Raw genomic sequence first — 16,591 nt, 5'->3', positions numbered from 1 at the left:
TCCGGATTAATCCCCATCGGAGGAGAAACTGCATGAGAACGCTCTTCGCCGGCCGCCGCAAGTGGCTGACCGCGGGCGCGCTCGGCGCCGCGCTGATCGCCGCGGCCCCGGTCGCCTTGGCGACTTCGGACACCGCGACGTCGCGCACCGCCTCCGCGGGTGACCGCACGCAGGACGTCCGCAACGCGATCCAGGGCGGCACCGCGCGCAACGTGATCCTGTTCATCGGCGACGGCATGGGCCAGTCGGAGATCACGGCGGCACGCAACTACGAGCGCGGCGCGGCCGGGCGGCTCGCGATGGACGAGCTGCCGCTGACCGGCGACTACACCACGTACGCCGTGGAGCAGAACAACCCCGGCAAGCCGAACTACGTGACCGACTCGGCCGCGTCCGGCACCGGCTGGGCCACCGGCACCAAGACCTACAACGGCGCGATCTCGGTCGACGCGTACGGCAACGCCGTGCCGACCATCCTCGAGCTGGCCAAGCGCGGCGGCCTGCGCACCGGTGACGTCACGACCTCCGAGGTCCAGGACGCGACCCCGGCCGTGCTCGGCTCCCACGTCGTCAGCCGCGACTGCAAGGGCCCGGTCGAGACGACCGCCAAGTGCGCGCAGAACGCCAAGGAGAACGGCGGCGCCGGCTCGATCTCCGAGCAGCTGGTGCAGACCCGCCCCGACGTGCTGCTGGGCGGCGGCGCGGCGTTCTTCGCCCAGAAGGTGACGGCCGGCAAGTTCAAGGGCAAGACCGTGCTGGACCAGGCGAAGGCCGCCGGTTACAACGTCGTCAACACCGCCGCCGACCTGGCGAAGGCGAAGAACGGCAAGCCGGTCCTCGGCCTGTTCGCCGCGAACAACATGCCGGTGAACTGGACCGGCCCGGCCGCGGTCCACGGCGGCACCCAGCCGGCCCGCTGCACGCCGAACCCGGCGCTGCCGAAGACCCAGCCGAAGCTCGCCGACCAGACCCGCAAGGCGATCGAGCTGCTCGACGACCGTCACAGCGACAAGGGCTTCTTCCTCCAGGTCGAGGGCGCCAGCATCGACAAGCAGGACCACGCCGCCGACCCGTGCGGCCAGATCGGCGAGACGGTCGACTTCGACTCCGCGATCGCCGCGGGCCTCGCCTATGCCCGCAGCCACCGCGACACCCTCGTGCTCGTGACGGCCGACCACGGCCACAGCAGCCAGATCGTGGAGCCCACCGCCACCCCGGGCCTCACCGCGACGCTGGTCACCAACGAGGGCTCGAACATGACGATCGCCTACGGCACCGCGGAGCCGGGCGGCTCGCAGTCGCACACCGGCACCCAGGTCCGCATCGCGGGCTACGGGCCGCAGGCCGCGAACGTTGTCGGGCTGACCAACCAGACCGACCTGTTCTCGACGCTCAAGCGCGCTCTGCACCTGCGCTGACGTTCGGCTGACGGGTGTGTCCTCGGGTTCCGGGGGCACACCCGTTTCTCATGTGCCGGGCAGCAGGTCCAGGACTTCCGACCAGGGCCGCCGGGGATCCAGGCGATGCAGCCGCACGCCCGCCGACTTCAGCGTGTCCAGGTGACGCTGCCAGGCCGGGTGGTGCACCCGGGTGTCCTGGATCTGGTACGCCGCCACGATCGTGATCCCGGGTGCGCCGAGGACGTCGCCGAGCAGGGTCAGCGCCTGGTTGTCGGCGATGCCCAGGGCGAGCTTGGCCAGGGAGTTGGCCGACGCGGGGGCGAAGAGGAACACCGCCGGATCCGGGTGCGGGCGCGGCTCGCCGGGCAGGCGCGAGACGCTGCGCACCGGCAGGTCTGTGGTGGCGGCCAGCTCGGTCAGCCCGCCCGTCGCCTCCAGCCAGCGGTGGGCGACGGGGGTCAGCGTGACCGCGAGGCGCCAGCCCCGCGCGGCGGCGGGACGGGCGAGCTCGGCGGTGAACCGGGTGTCCAGCCCACCGCACGAGCTCGCGACCAGGCCGAGGTCCCTCACGGTTTGCGCAGCGTGGCGCAGAACATCGCGTCGGTGCCGTGGCGATGCGGCCACAGCTGCACGTACGGGCCGTCGCCGAGCTGCGGCACGCCCGGGAAGAACTCGCGCGCGTCGAGGACTTCGGCCTTGGTGCGGCGGGCGATCTCGCCCACCACGCCCTCGGTCTCGGCCAGGTGCGGCGAGCACACGACGTAGGTGACCACACCGCCCGGCCGGACCAGGTCCAGCGCGGCGGTGAGCAGCTCGCCCTGCAGCTTCGTCAGGTCGGAGACGTCGCTGGGCTTGCGGCGCCAGCGCGCTTCCGGGCGCCGCCGCAGGGCGCCGAGGCCGCTGCACGGCGCGTCGACGAGCACGCGGTCGTAGCCCGGTTCGAGGCCGGACTCGCGGCCGTCGGCGACGCGCACGGTCACGGGCAGGCCGCGGGTGGCGTTCTCCACGAGCTTGGCGCGGTGCGGGGCCTTCTCGACGGCGTCGACGGTCGCACCGCTGATCGCCGCGAGGGCGCCGAGCAGCGCGGCCTTGCCGCCGGGGCCGGCGCACAGGTCGAGCCAGCGTTCGTCGGAACCCTCGAGCGGCACCTTCGTGGCGGCGATCGCGCACAGCTGGCTGCCCTCGTCCTGCACGGCGGCGAGGCGTTCGCGCACGGGCTCGGCGTCGGCCGGGTCACCGGCGCCGGCGGGCAGGCGCACGCCGTACGGCGAGTACGGGGCGACGTCGCCGCCCGTGATCGCGGCCAGCTCGTCGGCGCTGATCTCGCCGGGCCGCGCGACCAGGTGCACCTCGGGGCGGGCGTCGTCGGCTTCCAGCGCCGCCTTCAGCTCCGCGCCCTTGTCGCCCAGCGCTTCCGCGAAGGAACGCGCCACCCAGCGCGGGTGCGCCGTGCGCATCGCGTACGAGCCGATCGGGTCGGTCGCCTCGTCGGGGGCCAGCTCGTCGAGCCAGGTCTGTTCGTCCTTTGCCGACACCGAACGCAGGATCGCGTTGGCGAACCCCGTTGCCCACGAACCGGCTTCGGCGCGCACGAGGTCCACAGTGGACCCGACGGCCGCGTGCTCCGGGATGCGCGTGCGCAGCAGCTGGTAGACGCCGAGGCGCAGCGCGTCGAGCACCACCGGGTCCGTCTTCTCGATCGGCCGCTCCGCGCAGGCGCCGATCACGGCGTCGAGCAGGCCCTGGGCGCGCGAAGCGCCGTAGGTGAGCTCCGTGGCCAGCGCTGCGTCGCGACCGGTGATGCGACGTTCGCGAAGCAGTTGCGGCAGCACGAGGTTCGCGTACGCGTCCTTCTCGCGCACCGCGCGCAGCACGTCGAACGCGACCTGGCGGGCCGGGTCGACCTCCGGCGGACGGCGCGGTCCCTCTTTGCGCGGAGCCGGCCGGCCCCGCTGCGGCCTGGACGGCCGCCGTTCCCCACGCTCGTTCACCGCAGGCGCTCTCCCTCTTCGATCCGTGTACCGCGCGCCCAGTCGGTGGCCGCCATCCGTTTCTTGCCCGATGCCTGGACCTCGCCCAGCCGCACCGGTTTCGTCGCCGTGCCCACGAGCACCCGCTTGCGCTCGACCACGAGCTCGCCCGGCGGCGGGCCCGGTTCGTCGACCACCGTGACGGGCCCGAGCTTGAAGCGCTCGCCGCGGAACTCCGCCCACGCGCCCGGCTCCGGCGTCACCGCGCGGATCTGGCGGTCGACGGCCGCAGCCGGGTCCGCGAACGATACGCGAGCGTCTTCGACCGTCACCTTCGGCGCGTAGGTCATGCCTTCGGCGGACTGCTCGACGGCCCGCAGCGTGCCGTCCTCGATGCCGTCCATGGTGGACAGCAGCAGGTGCGCACCCGACTCGGCAAGCCGGCCCAGCAGCGCGCCCGAGGTGTCGGCCGGGCCGATCTTCTCGGTGACGACACCGAAGACCGGCCCCGCATCGAGCTCCTTGACGATGCGGAACGTGGTGGCGCCGGTGATCTCGTCGCCGGCGCGGATCGCCGCCTGCACCGGCGCGGCGCCGCGCCACGCGGGCAGCAGCGAGAAGTGCAGGTTCACCCAGCCGTGGACCGGGATGTCGAGCGCGGACTGCGGCAGCAGCGCCCCGTACGCGACGACGGGGCACGCGTCGGGCGCCAGCTCCGTGAGGCGCGCGAGGAACGCGGGGTCGCCGGCGCGCGCGGGCGTGAGCACCTCGATGCCGTGCTCGTCGGCGAGCGCCCCGACGGGCGAGCGCACGACGTGGCGGCCGCGCCCGGCCTGGGCGTCGGGGCGCGTCACCACCGCGACGACCTCGTGGCGACCGGATTCGAGCAGAGCGCGCAGCGAGGGCACCGCGGGTTCGGGGGTGCCGGCGAAAACGAGCCTCATCACCGCACCTCCGGAAGCGATTCGTACTGGTTGGACATCACGGTCGAGTCTAGAAGACCCGCGCGTCGCCGCGGCGGTGGTGCCAGGATCGGGGGATGACCACGCTCAAGCAGACCCTCCACGACGACCTCACCACCGCCATCAAGGCGCGCGACCAGCTCCGCTCCGCGACCCTGCGGCTCACGCTCTCGGCCATCGGCTACGAGGAAACCGCGGGCGACACCCACCGCGAGCTCTCGGACGACGACGTGCGCAAGATCATCACCCGCGAAGTGAAAAAGCGCCGCGACGCCGCCGAAGCCTTCGCGGGTGCCGGCCGCGCCGAATCGGCCGACCGCGAACGCGCCGAGGCGGAGGTCCTCACCGGCTACCTGCCGGCGCAGCTCTCGGACGAGGAGCTGGCCGCCCTGGTCACGGACGCCGTGGCGAGCACCGGCGCGTCCGGGATGGCGGGCATGGGCGCGGTGATGAAGGCCGTACAGCCGAAAGTCGCGGGACGCGCGGAGGGCGGCCGCGTGGCGGCGGAGGTGAAGAAGCAGCTGGCCGGTTGAGCGAGGTCGTCGAGCGGGTTCCTGCGCCGAAAAGAGAAAACCCGGTCCCCGCCAGGTGCGGGACCGGGTTCCCGGCCGCCCGGGAATCGTGGTGGGGCAAGGAGAACGCGGACGGCCTACTGGAGGACGAGAACGGCCAGCGTCGTGAGTCCGCCGAGGCCGCCGACCGCCATGACGACGCCGGCCAGCGCCGCGGCCGACGCGGCCGTCTTCACGACGAAGCCGACGATCCGCCGCACGATCCGGACGGCGACGACGAACACGACGAGGGCAACCACCAGTACGACCGTCGACGGGTCCGGGCCGCTCCCGGTGGCGGCGGCCGCCAGCGCGTTCATCGGCGGCCTCGCCCGGCACCGATTCGTTCGGCCGGCGGGATTTCGCGTGCGGCATCGCGCCAGGCCTCGAACTCGCGGCGGGTTTCGAGCGCGCGGCGGCGTTCGGAACCCAGGCGCCAGGCCCAGCGCCAGCCGACGGCGAGCGAGACCACCGAGCCGAGCACGAGCACCAGAACCGCTTGCGCGACAAGGCCGCTGAAGTCGGCGACGCTCAGGAGCACGAGCAGCGCCCACACCTGCGTCACGGTGAACGGGATGACCAACGCGGCCGCGTAGACCCCGCGGCGCCAGCGAATCGGTTGCGGGGAGGGAAGAAACGGGTCCATGGCTGCCTCCGTCGTGAGTGTGTACCACCAGGATTCCGCTGTGGCGCAGGGAAATCTGTGTCTGCAGACACGTTCGGGGAAACTCGCGGGCCTGATTTTCCGGTTTCAACCCGCGTTGAGCGCACAGGAATGCCCACTGCGCCGGGAAATCCACAGCCGCGCGCCCCCGAACCGGCCGTGGTGCAGGGAAATCCCCGCCGGTTGCGACGACTCAGCGCGCGAGCCGGCCGAGTTCCGCGAGCTGGTGCACGACCACTTGGCCCCGCGAGGTACTGACCACCCCGAGCCGCCGGAGCTCCCGCGTGACCCGCGCCCACGACTCCCGCGAAATCGCCGCCGTGGTGGCGAGTTCGGCCTGCGTGCCGGGGATCGCGATGACGATGTCGTCCCCGCGGCGCACCCCGTGCTGCACGGCCAGCTGCATCAACAGCGCCGCGACGCGGCGGGTGATGGTGCCGCCGCCGACGTCGAGCCGCTGGCGGCCGGCGTCGCGCAGGCGTTCGGCCAGGACCAGCAGCAGCGCCCACGAGATGGTGGGCTCGCGCCGCGCCAGCGCGGCGAACCGGGGAGCCGGCACGACTAACGCGTCGAGGTCGTCGAGCGCCGCGACGGTCGCCGAGCGCGGGCCGCCGTCGATGGCGCCGAGCTCGCCGACCACGTCGCCCGCGCCGCGCACGGCGATCACGACCTCGCGCCCGTCCGAGGTGGCGATGGTGATCCGGACGTGTCCGGCCAGCAGGAGCACCACCACGGCGGCGTGATCCCCCTCGCGGCACACCAGGTCGCCACGGCGGTAGCTGCGCCGGACCGCGAGCTCCGCGACCTTGTCGCGCTCGGTGGCGCCGAGCGCGCGCCAGAATCCGGTCGTGTCCACGGGGTCACCTCCCGGGTCGTCAGGCGGTGAGCCCCGTTCTGGGGCTGCCGGCCCCGGCCCAGTCGGCGGTGCGGAGCCAGCCCCGCATCCGCCGGCCGCCCACTCGCACGTGGAACGCGTCGGTGAACGCGGCCCGGTCGATGCCGTCGTAGTCGTGGCGGACCACCGACCAGTGGATGGCCTCGGAGACCGCCAGCGCGAGCGGCGCGTCGGTGGTGCGCAGCCGGCGCCGCAGGTCGGCGGCGTCGAGCAGCCGGCAGGCGAGGTCGACGTCCTCGCCGTAGGGGCCGTGCAGGTCGTAGTGCACCTCGCCGGCGTGGATCGCCGCCCGGAGCCGGAAGGCCTCGTCGGGCCCCTCGGCGTTGTGCCGCGCGAGGAGCTCCGCCAGCGCGGGCACCACCTCGGCGAGCAGGACCGTCTTCGGCGCCTCGTCGACCGGCCGGACCAGGCACAACGCGCCATCCCCGCGATCCACGAACGGGTCCCGGAACCCCTCCGCGATGCCGCCGGCGCGGAACGCCTCGTCGAGCAGGTCGAACAGAATCGCGCGCAGCCGCGCCCGAGCGGGGTTGGTGCGGGTGGTCGACCCCTCGATGTCGACCACCACGATCGCTCGATGCAGTGGCACGTGCAGAACGCTGGTGTCCATGGCCGACCCCCTGTTCAGGTGGTTCCTGAAATCCAGTAGACTTCCATAGATCGAACTATAAAGGCTGCGACTGAACCTGAACAGGGCCTTAGACTTAAGTTCTCCCTAGGACTTTTGCCGATCCGCGAACTGAACAACCCCTCAATTCTCCGCCGGAGACGTCCCGACGAGCCTTCCACGCCGTTCCAGTACTCTCCGTGTACAATCTTCGTCACTCGCGTTCCAGTGGACTTCACTGAAAGGTCTGAAGTCGTGTCCCAGCCGAGCCCCGCCCTCGCCGGACGCCTCCGCGCGCTGCGGAAGGAGACCTGGCCCGGGGTGCAGATCACCCAACGCCAGCTCGCCGACGTGTTCGGGGTGAGCAACACGCTGCTCTCGTCCTGGGAGAACACCGGCAACCCGGTGTCGCCGCCGATGCTGCGGCTCGACGCGTACGCCACGTTCTTCGCCACCCGCCGGTCGGTCGAGGGGCCGTCCTTCCGCCTGCTGCAGGCTGAGCAGCTCACCGAGGACGAGCAACGCGGGCGCGAGGACCTGCTCGCCGAGCTGACCGAGCTGCGCGGCGGTTCCCACGAGGCGACGGGCTCGGCCGAGTTCGCGCCGGGCAACGTCTGGCGGTTCCCGCCGAACGAAGACGTCGTGATCGTCGACGCCCAGCTGCCCGAGGACATGCGGATCGGCTACGCGGATCCCGCCAGTCCCGACTACTCCCGGCTCTTCAGCTACGCCGACCCGGACGCACTGATCGAGCTGTACGGCCACATCCGGGCCTGCAACCCCACCAGCAACGTCTCCTTCCGCACCGCGAACCCCCGCGTCCCCCTGCGACCCAAGGACTACACGGCGCACCTCGTGCTGCTCGGTGGCGTCGACTTCAACCCGCAGACCCGTGAGCTGCTCAACCTGATCGACGCGCCGGTGCGACAGATCGGCCGAGGCGGCCCGGGCGAGGACGTGCCGGGCAGCTTCGAGGTAACGCACCCGGACGGTACGACCGAACGTTTCAACGCCCAGACGTCACCCGACGACACCCTCGTCGCGGACGTCGCGCTCTTCTACCACGGAGTCAACCCGCTCAACCGCAAACGCACCGTCACCGTGTGCAACGGGATGTACGGCCGGGGAACCCTCGGAGCCGTGCGAGCGCTGACCGACCCGCGTTTCCGCGATCGCAACCAGGCCCACCTGGACGCGCGATTCGCCCACGCGGACTCCTTCAGCATCATCAGCCGCGTGCCCATCTTCAACAACCAGGGGCTCACCCCCGACTGGACGCTGGCGGAGCACCGGCTGCACGAATGGCCAGAAACGAGCTGAGATGACCACTGCCGTCGGAGCGCCGGCGCAGCACACCACCCACCGGCGCCTGCTGGCCGAGGTCGGTGCCGGGAGGACTCCCCAGGCCGAGCTGGACGCGATCGTGGTGCCTAACGGCCGTGACGAGCACGCGCTGGTCCACGTCTGGGACATCGCCCGCGAGCTCGATGTGCCGGTCCTCCTGCTGTGCAGCCACGCGGCAAAGGCCGACCAGGTCGTGCTGGCGGCGAAAAAGGCCGGCGTGCGGGCCTTCGCGATCGACACCGACGACCTCCCCGCGAAGGTCATGCCCCAGTTCGCCACGACTGAGCTGCTGCGGCGCCACGAGCTGCTCCGCGGCGCCGACACGAGCCTCAAGCGCAACCTGGGGCTGCTCGTCGCGGGCCTCGCACGCTGGGACCGGGTGCTGTTCCTCGACGACGACATCACGCTGCCCCGTCCGGCCGACCTGCGTGAGGCCGCGGGCCTTCTGGGCGAGTACGCGGCCGTGGGCCTGAACAACATCGGCATGCCGGACAACTCCGTGGTCTGCCACGCCTATCGCGAGTCCGGCGGGTGGCAGGACACCTTCGTCGGCGGCGGGGCGCTGGTCGTGGGCGAGCAGTGCCTCGACTCGTTCTTCCCGGACATCTACAACGAAGACTGGTTCTTCCTGCTGGGCGACAACGGGTTGCGGCGCACGGCGCTCACCGGAAGCGCGTTCCAGGCGGACTACGACCCGTACAACCTGATCCGCGCCGAGAACGAGGAACTGGGCGACACCCTCGCGGAAGGCGTCTACGCCCTGCTCGACCGGGGTCTCGGCCTCCCCGACGCGACCGAGGACTACTGGGCCGAGTTCCTCGTCCAGCGCCGGAACTTCATCCGCAAGGCGATGCTGCAGGTGCAGGAAGCGACCGGGCTGGAACCCACCCGGCGCGACAACATGAGCGAAGCGCTGCGCACTGCCTTGCACCAGAGCGAGAACGTGCTCGAGGCCGAGTTGTGCGCGAGCTACCTGCGGGCTTGGCAGGAGGACCGGGCGACCTGGTGCGCGCACGTGACCGAGCTCCACGAGCAGCACGAGGCCGACGGCATCGGCGGCGCGTTCCGCACCCTGCGCATCACCGGGCTGGTGCAGCAGAGCTAGAGGTTCTTCACCAGCACGTGGCACACCTCGGCTTCGGACACGGTGCGGCCGTCGGCGGCCGTGCGCTCGGCGTAGCAGACGACGGTGCCGTGGCCCCAGTCCCGATAGCCGAGGCGGCGGTACAGGCGGGCCGCGTCGGTGTTGTCCGTTCGCACGGCCAAGGCGCCGCGGTGGTGGCCGAGCTCGGCCAGCCGGTCCTCGGCCGCGAGCATGAGCGCGCGGCCGACCCCTCGGTTGCGCACGGCCGGCAGCACCTCCAGGTGCATCAGCAACGGCACCCCCGGCAGGCGGCGCCGGATCTCGCGTTCCTCGGCGTCCTCGAGCCACACGTACAGGTCCCCGACCGGCCGGCCCGCCCACCACGCGGTGAACAGCACCCCCAGCCCCTCGGCCTGCCGCCCGAGCCGGTCCGCGAAGTACTTCGGCTCCCCCAGTGCGGCGCCGAGCGCCTCGACGTCCGCCGGATCGGCCTCCCGGATCGAGGGCGCGGTCGCCCCTTCACCGGCCGGGCAGCCGTCGGCGTCGCGCGGATCGGTCCTGAACATCGCGCCTCCAGCGTAAAGGGACCCGGAGGAAGCGTGCAGCCAGCGAACGCAGCAGTCCCGGAGCGCACACGGAGCAACGGAACCTGGTCCGGGGCCCGATGGGCGTGGTTCGGCCGAGTCCTCCCCCCGACCGTTGTCCACATGCCCGATCAAGGCCGAAACGAAACGGTCCGAGCCCGCAATGGTCCGGACAACCCGCTTCCGGCGCTAGATCAGCTCCAGTGGGTCGAGCTGGATCCGGATCGGTTCGGACGCCTTACGGGCGTCGCGGCGGGCGGCGGCGTCGTGGAGGAGGGCGGCCAGGGTTTTGCCCTCCGGGCGGGCGACGCGGACGAGGGCGCGTTCGCGGGAGGCGTTGCCGTCGGGGTCGAGGTCGCCGAGGGGGACGGGGCCGAGGACTTCGCCGGTGTCGGGGAGGGGCAGATCGTCGAGGACGGAGGCGACGGCGTCGGGCGTGCCTTCGACGCTGGCCATGCGCATGGCGGGCGGGAAGCCCAGTTCGCGGCGCTGGCCGAGCTCCAGGGCGGCGTGCCAGGCCGGGTCCCAGCGGACCAGGGCCTGGACCACGGACAGGCCGGCCTCGGCGCCCACCACGATGCGGCCGCCGGAAGCGGCCGGGCGGACGAGGGCGCCGGCGGCCATCCAGCGGCGCAGGGTTTCCTCGGCGGCCCGCAGGTCCTGGCGGCCGAGCAGGGCCCAGCCGTCGAGGAGCAGCGCGGCGCCGTAGCCGCCCTCGGCGACCGGTTCGGCGCCGGGGGTGCAGACCACCAGTGCGGGGCGGCCCGGCACCGTGGCCAAGACTTCCGCGGCGCCGGAAGTGCGCACGGGAACGCCCGGGAAGGCCCGGCCCAGTTCCTCAGCCGTCCGTTTCGCGCCCACGATCACCGCGCGCAGCCGCACGGAACCGCAAGCCTGGCAACGGAACGCGGTCTCCGGCACGCCGCACCAGCGGCACGCGGGCGGCTTCGGCGCGCCGTCCACCGAGCCGCCGGGCAGCGCCAGCGGGCCGGCGCAACGGCGGCAGTGCGCGGGCGTGCGGCAGTTGCCACAGGCCAGGCCCGGGACGTAGCCGCGCCGGGGCACCTGGACCAGGGCCGGGAGGCCGGCGGCGAACGCCTGGCGCGCCGCTTCGAACGCGACAGCGGGCAGGCGGGCCACGCGCGCAGCCTCGTCGCGGGCGACGTCGAAGTCCTCCCCCACCGGCGTCACGCGCGGGGCGGCCGCGCGCAGCTCGGCGCGGTCGGCCAGCACGGCCTGCGCCCAGCCCGACTCCACGAGCAGCTGCGCCTCCGCCGTCCGCGCGAAGCCGCCGACGAGCAGCGACGATTTCGTGGCGTGCGCGCGGTCCATGAGCACGTCGCGCACGTGCGGGTAGGGCGCGTGCGGGTCGAGGTGCAGGTCGTCGCCGTCGTCCCACACCACGAACAGGCCCGGGTCGGCCACCGGCGCGAACATCGCCGCGCGCGTGCCCACCACGACCCGGACGCTGCCGCGCAGCACGGCGAGCCACCGCCGGTACCGCTCCGCCGGCCCCAGCCCGGCGATCAACGCCACCACCGACGAATCGTCCATCAACGCGACACAAGCCTCGTGCACCCGCGTGAGGTCCCGATGATCCGGCACCACGAGCACCGCACCCCGGCCGCACGACGCCGCCACCGCCGCGGCCTCCGCGAGCCGGCGCGGCCAGTCCTCGCCCGGCAGGGCCTGCCACACCGCGTTGGCCGGCTTGCCGTCGGCCACGGCGTCCAGGAACGCCGGACCCCGCTGGTACTTCGCCCACGCCGACACGTCCGGCACCTCCGGCGGCGGCGCCGGTTCTGCCGCAGGCTCGGCCTCCGCTTTGGCGTGGCGCGGCGGCAAAGCCAGGCGCAGCACGTCGGACAGGGTGCCGCCGTAGCGGTCGGCCACCGACCGGCACACGGCGTGCAGCGAAGGCGGCAGCACGGGCTCACTCGACGTGACGCGCTCCAGGTACGCCAGCTTCCGCTCGTACTCCGTGGTGTCCGTGCGCTCGACGAGGTAGCCGTCCACGAGCTGCCCCGCGAACCGCACCCGCACCCGGCAGCCCGGCACCGCGGCCTCGTGCAGCTTGTCGGGCACCTGGTAGTCGAACGTCCGGTCCAGGTGCGCCAGCGGGATGTCCACCACGATCTTCGCCACGGGCAGCTCGGGCGCCGGCTGCTGCGCCCCCTTGCGCGGCCCGGCTTTCCGCGCTGCCGCGGCCTTCCCCGCACCTGCGGCCGGCTTCCTGGCGCGCGGCGCCGACGCCTTCGGCTCCGAGGCGGAGCGCGAAGGCTCCGGAAGGTCCCACAGCGGGGCGGGTTCGGAGCTGCTCACCCCGAGATCTCTACCAGACCCCACCGACGGTCCCACCGCCAGAACTCCCCAATGCCGCTTTCGGTGCGCCCACCGCCCCCAATGTGGCGTTGGTTGCGCTCAACGCACCCAACGCGGCGCTCGGTGCGTACCGCCCCCAACACGGCGCTCGGTGCACCCAACGCAACGAACGCGGCGTTCGGCGCCCAACGCACCCAATGTCGCGTTCGGTGCCTCCAACGCACCCAACGCGGCATTCGGTGCGCTGCGCAAGAGCGGCGCCGCAGCCGGAAAGCCGTGAAGGGCCCCGCGAAGGAATCCGATTCCTTCACAGGGCCCTTCACGAACGGCAGAACAGACGGAAACTCAGGCACCCGCGAGCGAACGCAGCGCGTCGGCGCGTGCGGTGCTCTCCCAGGGCAGGTCGAGGTCCGTGCGGCCGAAGTGGCCGTACGCGGCGGTCGGCGCGTAGATCGGGCGCAGCAGGTCGAGGTCGCGGATGATCGCGGCCGGGCGGAGGTCGAAGACCTCGCTGATGGCGTCCTGGATCTTCGTCGGGTCGACCGTCTCGGTGCCGAACGTCTCCACGAACAGGCCCACCGGCGCGGCCTTGCCGATCGCGTACGCCACCTGCACCTCGACGCGCCCGGCCAGCCCGGCGGCGACGACGTTCTTGGCCACCCAGCGCATCGCGTACGCGGCGGAGCGGTCGACCTTGGACGGGTCCTTGCCCGAGAAGGCGCCACCGCCGTGGCGGGCCATGCCGCCGTAGGTGTCGACGATGATCTTGCGGCCGGTCAGGCCGGCGTCGCCCATCGGGCCGCCGATCACGAAGCGGCCGGTCGGGTTGACCAGCAGGCGGGTGCCGGCCGTGTCGAGGCCCAGTTCGGCCAGCTCCGGCTCCACCACGTGCTGCTTCACGTCGACGCCGAGCATCTGCTCGAGGTCGATGCCGTCGGCGTGCTGCGTGGACACGACGACCGTGTCGAGGCGCACGGGCTGCTCACCCGCGTACTCGATGGTGACCTGGGTCTTGCCGTCCGGGCGCAGGTACGGCAGCACGCCGTCCTTGCGGACCGCGGTCAGCCGGCGCGACAGGCGGTGGGCCAGCGCGATCGGCAGCGGCATCAGCTCGGGCGTGTCCGAGCAGGCGTAGCCGAACATCAGGCCCTGGTCGCCGGCGCCCTGGCGGTTGATCTCGTCCTCGTCGGATTCCACGCGCGACTCGTACGCGGTGTCGACGCCCTGCGCGATGTCCGGCGACTGGGAGCCGATCGCCACGTTGACGCCGCACGAGTTGCCGTCGAAGCCCTTGGCCGACGAGTCGTAGCCGATCCGCAGGATCACGTCCCGCACGATCGTGGGGATGTCGGCGTAGGCCTCGGTGGTCACCTCACCTGCCACGTGCACCTGGCCCGTGGTGATGAGCGTCTCCACGGCGACCCGGCTGCGCGGGTCCTTGGTGAGCAGGCCGTCGAGGATCGAGTCGCTGATGGCGTCACAGATCTTGTCGGGATGGCCCTCGGTCACCGATTCCGACGTGAACAGCCTTTTGGTGGACGCAGTCACGACCTCGTCACTTCCCTCGGTTTCGGCTCGGTACCCGCGAACTTAGGTACCCCTTACACGGCCCTACATTACCCAGAAGGCCTAGTGCTGGAGTCGACGTTCGCGCAAGCTTGTTACAGCGTCCCACACTGTGGCCGCGAGCCGCGCCTTCGCGCCGAGCGGGATCGCCTGCTCGGTGCCGTCGGCGGCCAGCAGCCAGCCGGAGTTGTCCTCCGTGCCGAACGCCTTGCCGTCGCCCACCGCGTTGACCACCAGCAGGTCGGCACCCTTGCGCCGCAGCTTCGTGCGGGCGTGGTCGAGCACGCTGCCGTGCTCGTCGCCCGTCTCGGCGGCGAACCCGACCACCGTCTGGCCCTCGCGCCGGCCCTGGACCAGCTCGGCGAGGATGTCGGCGTTGCGGTCGAGGGTGATCACCGGGTCGGGCGAGTCGTCGGACTTCTTGATCTTGTAGTCGGCCCTGGTCGCCGGCCGGAAGTCGGCGACGGCGGCGGCCATCACGACCACGTCGGCGTCCGCGGCGGCCGCGTGCACGGCCTTGCGCAGCTCCTCCGCGCTCGACACGCGCTCCACGCGCGCACCGGCGGGCTGGGGCAGCTCCACGGTGTGGGCGGCGATCAACGTCACGTCGGCGCCGCGCTGGGCGGCCACGCGCGCGAGCGCGAAACCCTGCTTGCCCGACGAACGGTTGCCCAGGTAGCGGACGGGGTCCAGCGGCTCCCGCGTGCCGCCCGCGGAGACGACCACGCGCAGGCCCTCGAGGTCGCGCGGCAGCGCGCGGGGCTCGTCGAGGAGCAGGCGGGCCAGGTCCACGATCTCGGCCGGGTCGGCCAGCCGGCCCTTGCCGGTGTCGACGCCCGTGAGGCGGCCGGCGGCGGGCTCGGTCACGACCATGCCGCGCGACCGCAGCAATGCGACGTTGTCCTGCGTGGCCTGGTGCTCCCACATCTCCGTGTGCATCGCCGGGAAGAAGGCGACCGGACACCGGGCGGTGAGCAGGGTCGTGGTGAGGAGGTCGTCGGCGATGCCGTGCGCGGCCTTGGCCAGCAGGTTGGCGGTCGCCGGGACGATCAGCACGAGGTCGGCTTCCTTGCCGACGCGCACGTGCTGCACCTCGGGCACCTCCGTGAACACCCCGGTGTGCACCGGGTGTCCCGAGAGGGCCTCGAAGGTGGCCGCGCCGACGAAGTTCAGCGCGGCCTCGGTGGGCACCACGCGGACGTCGTGCCCGGACTCGGTGAGGCCTCGCAGGACCTCACAGGCCTTGTAGGCGGCGATGCCGCCGCCCACGCCCAGGACGATCCTGGGCTTGGTGTCACTCACCCTCGGTGTGCTCGAGCAGGCCACCGTGGATCTCGCGCAGCGCGATCGACAGCGGCTTCTCGCGGGGGCCCGGCTCCACGAGGGGGCCGACGTACTCCAGCAGACCCTCGCCCAGCTGGGCGTAGTAGTCGTTGATCTGACGCGCGCGCTTGGCCGAGTAGATCACCAGCGCGTACTTCGAGGAGACCTTTTCGAGCAGGTCGTCGATCGGCGGGTTGGTGATGCCCTCGAGCTCTTCAAGCATCGCCTGTTGAACAGCCACTCGTGCTACTCCGTCTCGTCCAGGATATCGGCGGCAGAGGAATCGCCACCGGTAATCAAGTCTAGCAACCGCGCCGCGGCGGTCCCCACGTCGGCGTTCACGAGCCGGTGGTCGAACTCGCCCGCGGCCGCCAGTTCGCGTTCCGCCTCGGCGAGCCGGGCCTGCACGGCGGCCTCCGACTCGGTGCCGCGCCCGGTGAGCCTGCCGACCAGCTCGTCCCACGACGGTGGCATCAGCATCACCAGCCGGGCCTCCGGCATGGCCGCCCGGACCTGCCGCGCGCCCTGCAGTTCGATCTCCAGCACGGCGGGCCGGCCCTCGGCCAGGGCCCGCTCCACGGGCTCGCGCGGCGTGCCGTAGCAGTTGCCCGCGAACTCCGCCCACTCCAGCAGCCGCCCTTCGGCGACCATCCGGTCGAACTCCGCCCGCTCCACGAAGTGGTAGTGGCTCCCGTCGACCTCTCCGGGCCTCGGCTTCCGCGTCGTGACCGAAACGCTGAAGTAGATGTCCGGTTCGAGCTTGCGCAGCTCCCCCACCACGCTCGACTTCCCGACTCCGGAAGGCCCCGAGACGACGGTGAGCCGGTGGCGGGAGGTGTCCCCCGCCACCGGCTCACCGTCGCGGTCGGTGCCCCGGATCACCGGGTAGTCCTGACCGACGCCGCTCACTCTCCGCTGAACTCGGCCAGCAGCGCCTTGCGCTGCCGGTCGCCGAGCCCGCGGAGCCTGCGGCTGGGCGCGATCTCCAGTCGTTCCATGGTCTGCTGGGCACGAACCTTGCCGACGCCGGGGAGAGCCTCGAGCAGGGCCGAAACCTTCATCTTGCCGAGGACTTCGTTCTCCTCGGCCTGCTTCAGCACGTCGACCAGAGTGGTACCGCCCCGCTTCAGCCGCTCCTTCAGCTCAGCACGGATGCGGCGGGCGGCGGCGGCCTTCTCCAGCGCCGCAGCACGCTGTTCCTCTGTCAGCTGGGGAAGTGCCACGTTTTCCTCCGGTAGTTCTCAAATCTGGGTGGGTGACGCGACGGTACCCACCCTTGAGCAGGCGCCACAATGCGGGGGTGGCTGGTGGAGGCCGAT

General features: G+C 72.3%; 18 protein-coding genes. 4 read left to right on the top strand and 14 right to left on the bottom strand.

What is annotated here, in order from left to right:
* Positions 1-32 precede the first annotated feature (32 nt).
* A complete protein-coding gene (gene phoA, locus AB0878_RS28300) occupies positions 33-1,418 on the top strand; it encodes an alkaline phosphatase (RefSeq protein WP_366583266.1) in 1,386 nt (461 codons plus the stop codon).
* A gap of 48 nt (positions 1,419-1,466) precedes the next feature.
* On the opposite strand, the gene AB0878_RS28295 is transcribed toward phoA, so the two are convergent.
* From AB0878_RS28295 to fmt, 3 genes are read right to left on the bottom strand one after another with little or no spacing between them, the layout of a single operon-like run.
* Positions 1,467-1,970 carry a flavoprotein gene (locus tag AB0878_RS28295; protein ID WP_366583265.1) on the bottom strand — a complete coding sequence of 168 codons (504 nt, stop codon included), beginning with the start codon at positions 1,968-1,970 and terminating at the stop codon, positions 1,467-1,469.
* Complete coding sequence (locus AB0878_RS28290; RefSeq protein WP_366583264.1) at positions 1,967-3,391, bottom strand: transcription antitermination factor NusB; 1,425 nt, start codon at positions 3,389-3,391, stop codon at positions 1,967-1,969. The genes AB0878_RS28295 and AB0878_RS28290 overlap by 4 nt, the downstream gene beginning before the upstream one ends.
* Positions 3,388-4,314 (bottom strand): methionyl-tRNA formyltransferase, encoded by a 927-nt coding sequence (gene fmt / locus AB0878_RS28285; protein WP_366583263.1) that lies wholly within the window; start codon positions 4,312-4,314, stop codon positions 3,388-3,390. The genes AB0878_RS28290 and fmt overlap by 4 nt, the downstream gene beginning before the upstream one ends.
* A 95-nt stretch (positions 4,315-4,409) precedes the next feature.
* Between fmt and AB0878_RS28280 the strand changes: the two genes are divergently transcribed.
* Positions 4,410-4,865, top strand: a complete 456-nt coding sequence (locus tag AB0878_RS28280; protein WP_366583262.1) for a GatB/YqeY domain-containing protein — start codon at positions 4,410-4,412, stop codon at positions 4,863-4,865.
* A 116-nt stretch (positions 4,866-4,981) separates the two neighbouring features.
* Here the strand turns inward: AB0878_RS28280 and AB0878_RS28275 are convergent, their stop codons facing one another.
* The 4 genes from AB0878_RS28275 to AB0878_RS28260 all read right to left on the bottom strand — a co-directional run bounded on the left by AB0878_RS28275 (position 4,982) and on the right by AB0878_RS28260 (position 7,052).
* A complete protein-coding gene (locus tag AB0878_RS28275) occupies positions 4,982-5,203 on the bottom strand; it encodes a hypothetical protein (RefSeq protein ID WP_366583261.1) in 222 nt (73 codons plus the stop codon).
* The gene (locus AB0878_RS28270; protein WP_366583260.1) at positions 5,200-5,529 is read right to left on the bottom strand and encodes a hypothetical protein; all 330 of its coding nucleotides are present in this window, start codon (positions 5,527-5,529) and stop codon (positions 5,200-5,202) included. The genes AB0878_RS28275 and AB0878_RS28270 overlap by 4 nt, the downstream gene beginning before the upstream one ends.
* A gap of 211 nt (positions 5,530-5,740) precedes the next feature.
* Positions 5,741-6,403, bottom strand: coding sequence for a Crp/Fnr family transcriptional regulator (locus AB0878_RS28265; RefSeq protein WP_366583259.1), 663 nt, complete (start codon positions 6,401-6,403; stop codon positions 5,741-5,743).
* A gap of 19 nt (positions 6,404-6,422) precedes the next feature.
* A complete protein-coding gene (locus AB0878_RS28260) occupies positions 6,423-7,052 on the bottom strand; it encodes a hypothetical protein (protein WP_366583258.1) in 630 nt (209 codons plus the stop codon).
* 252 nt (positions 7,053-7,304) lie between these two features.
* On the opposite strand from AB0878_RS28260, the gene AB0878_RS28255 reads away from it, so the two are divergent.
* Together AB0878_RS28255 and AB0878_RS28250 are read left to right on the top strand one after the other, a co-directional pair.
* A complete protein-coding gene (locus tag AB0878_RS28255; RefSeq protein ID WP_366583257.1) occupies positions 7,305-8,369 on the top strand; it encodes a helix-turn-helix domain-containing protein in 1,065 nt (354 codons plus the stop codon).
* A gap of 1 nt (position 8,370) precedes the next feature.
* On the top strand, positions 8,371-9,498 hold the full coding sequence (locus tag AB0878_RS28250) for a hypothetical protein (RefSeq protein ID WP_366583256.1): 1,128 nt from the start codon (positions 8,371-8,373) through the stop codon (positions 9,496-9,498).
* Here AB0878_RS28250 and AB0878_RS28245 read toward each other — a convergent pair.
* The 7 genes from AB0878_RS28245 to mihF form a co-directional block, all read right to left on the bottom strand.
* Positions 9,495-10,043 (bottom strand): GNAT family N-acetyltransferase, encoded by a 549-nt coding sequence (locus AB0878_RS28245; protein ID WP_366583255.1) that lies wholly within the window; start codon positions 10,041-10,043, stop codon positions 9,495-9,497. The two genes, AB0878_RS28250 and AB0878_RS28245, sit on opposite strands and share 4 nt — an antisense overlap.
* A gap of 207 nt (positions 10,044-10,250) precedes the next feature.
* Positions 10,251-12,383, bottom strand: coding sequence for a primosomal protein N' (locus AB0878_RS28240; RefSeq protein ID WP_366583254.1), 2,133 nt, complete (start codon positions 12,381-12,383; stop codon positions 10,251-10,253).
* 345 nt (positions 12,384-12,728) lie between these two features.
* Complete coding sequence (gene metK / locus AB0878_RS28235) at positions 12,729-13,931, bottom strand: methionine adenosyltransferase (protein ID WP_220238470.1); 1,203 nt, start codon at positions 13,929-13,931, stop codon at positions 12,729-12,731.
* Positions 13,932-14,012: 81 nt separating this feature from the next.
* The gene (gene coaBC, locus AB0878_RS28230) at positions 14,013-15,251 is read right to left on the bottom strand and encodes a bifunctional phosphopantothenoylcysteine decarboxylase/phosphopantothenate--cysteine ligase CoaBC (RefSeq protein ID WP_366583253.1); all 1,239 of its coding nucleotides are present in this window, start codon (positions 15,249-15,251) and stop codon (positions 14,013-14,015) included.
* Positions 15,244-15,495 carry a DNA-directed RNA polymerase subunit omega gene (gene rpoZ / locus AB0878_RS28225; protein ID WP_220247522.1) on the bottom strand — a complete coding sequence of 84 codons (252 nt, stop codon included), beginning with the start codon at positions 15,493-15,495 and terminating at the stop codon, positions 15,244-15,246. The genes coaBC and rpoZ overlap by 8 nt, the downstream gene beginning before the upstream one ends.
* A gap of 23 nt (positions 15,496-15,518) precedes the next feature.
* Complete coding sequence (gmk, locus tag AB0878_RS28220) at positions 15,519-16,181, bottom strand: guanylate kinase (protein WP_366583252.1); 663 nt, start codon at positions 16,179-16,181, stop codon at positions 15,519-15,521.
* Complete coding sequence (gene mihF / locus AB0878_RS28215; protein WP_003096398.1) at positions 16,178-16,495, bottom strand: integration host factor, actinobacterial type; 318 nt, start codon at positions 16,493-16,495, stop codon at positions 16,178-16,180. Before mihF ends, gmk begins: the two co-directional genes overlap by 4 nt.
* Positions 16,496-16,591 lie beyond the last annotated feature (96 nt).

This window comes from Amycolatopsis sp. NPDC047767 (assembly GCF_040704195.1).
In the GTDB taxonomy this organism is placed as follows: Bacteria; Actinomycetota; Actinomycetes; order Mycobacteriales; family Pseudonocardiaceae; genus Amycolatopsis.
The sequence above is the reverse complement of the archived record's forward strand: the minus strand, read 5'-3'. Positions and strand labels throughout refer to the sequence as shown.

Coding starts and splice junctions, on each gene's coding strand:
- phoA (WP_366583266.1), top strand. CDS start 33: ATGAGAACGCTCTTCGCCGGCCGCCGCAAGTGGCTGACCGCGGGCGCG.
- fmt (WP_366583263.1), bottom strand. CDS start 4,314: ATGAGGCTCGTTTTCGCCGGCACCCCCGAACCCGCGGTGCCCTCGCTG.
- AB0878_RS28280 (WP_366583262.1), top strand. CDS start 4,410: ATGACCACGCTCAAGCAGACCCTCCACGACGACCTCACCACCGCCATC.
- AB0878_RS28275 (WP_366583261.1), bottom strand. CDS start 5,203: ATGAACGCGCTGGCGGCCGCCGCCACCGGGAGCGGCCCGGACCCGTCG.
- AB0878_RS28270 (WP_366583260.1), bottom strand. CDS start 5,529: ATGGACCCGTTTCTTCCCTCCCCGCAACCGATTCGCTGGCGCCGCGGG.
- AB0878_RS28260 (WP_366583258.1), bottom strand. CDS start 7,052: ATGGACACCAGCGTTCTGCACGTGCCACTGCATCGAGCGATCGTGGTG.
- AB0878_RS28250 (WP_366583256.1), top strand. CDS start 8,371: ATGACCACTGCCGTCGGAGCGCCGGCGCAGCACACCACCCACCGGCGC.
- AB0878_RS28245 (WP_366583255.1), bottom strand. CDS start 10,043: ATGTTCAGGACCGATCCGCGCGACGCCGACGGCTGCCCGGCCGGTGAA.
- rpoZ (WP_220247522.1), bottom strand. CDS start 15,495: ATGCTTGAAGAGCTCGAGGGCATCACCAACCCGCCGATCGACGACCTG.